This window comes from Chryseobacterium sp. DT-167, assembly GCF_058310155.1.
In genome coordinates, this window is record NZ_JBZEEQ010000139.1 from 1 (window position 1) to 521 (window position 521).

At 68.9% G+C, this 521-nt stretch carries 1 protein-coding gene; it reads right to left on the reverse strand.

What is annotated here, in order from left to right; genetic code table 11:
* On the reverse strand, positions 1–521 hold a 521-nt coding region (locus AC4FQ5_RS20165), incomplete at both ends, for a hypothetical protein (RefSeq protein WP_491146527.1).

Sequence of the window (521 nt, forward strand, 5' to 3'; positions counted from 1 at the left end):
CGGCTCGCAGATTCCCACACGGACTCCGACAGGTTTGTGGCGAAGTCGAGAGCCGCTCGGGCGGTGCGGACACCGCGGCCGCCTGACCCAGACCGCAACTCGGCGGCGATCGATGCCCGCGTCTTCTCGTGGTCGCCGAAGCGCGGGGAAAGGCTGGCGTCGAGCACTGCCACTCCGTCTCGGAACGGTAGCGCGCGAGCGAGGTCGGCCGCCGTCCGCGCGAGAGTGGTGACGAGCATTCCATCGATTTGAGCCAGAGGCGGCGGAAACGATGCGCGGCAGTGCCGTCGGATCTGCCCGCTCGAGCGACCGCCGCTTGCGGACGGCACGGTGACATCGATCTTCGGCGGCCAGTGCCCGAGTATCGGGATACGCCAGAGTGCCGCGGCAGCGTGATGGGAGAACACCGGATCGCTCGCCGTCGTCGAGGCGATGGCCATGACGAGCAGGCGGTGGCGCTCGAGTTCGTCGAGCGTCGCCCAATTGCGGATCTCGGCGTAGCGACCCGCCGAGATGCGGTG